Source organism: Rheinheimera riviphila (assembly GCF_004005945.1).
Classification (GTDB): Bacteria; Pseudomonadota; Gammaproteobacteria; order Enterobacterales; family Alteromonadaceae; genus Pararheinheimera; species Pararheinheimera riviphila.
The window spans coordinates 1-283 of record NZ_SACS01000079.1; the positions used below are offsets into that span (position 1 = coordinate 1).

Consider the following 283-nt stretch of genomic DNA (forward strand, 5'->3'; position numbering starts at 1 on the left):
AATTTTTCAAGTGCCATTGGTTTCATAGCCAATTGTTGAGTTGACGACGATGCGGGCATAGCTCAGTTGGTAGAGCGCTACCTTGCCAAGGTCGAGGTCACGAGTTCGAGTCTCGTTGCCCGCTCCAATCGTCAATCAAACAATAAAATCCTCGTATTGCGGGCATAGCTCAGTTGGTAGAGCGCTACCTTGCCAAGGTCGAGGTCACGAGTTCGAGTCTCGTTGCCCGCTCCAGTTTTTCCCAATAGTTCTGCATCCATTTTCAACATCCATTCGTTTTCTG

Annotated in this window: 2 tRNA genes; both read left to right on the forward strand. The window is 48.8% G+C overall.

Going from position 1 to position 283, the window contains the following annotated elements:
* The first annotated feature begins 51 nt into the window (after window positions 1–51).
* Window positions 52–127, forward strand: a tRNA-Gly gene (locus EOE67_RS20420).
* 31 nt (window positions 128–158) lie between these two features.
* Window positions 159–234, forward strand: a tRNA-Gly gene (locus EOE67_RS20425).
* Window positions 235–283: the final 49 nt, after the last annotated feature.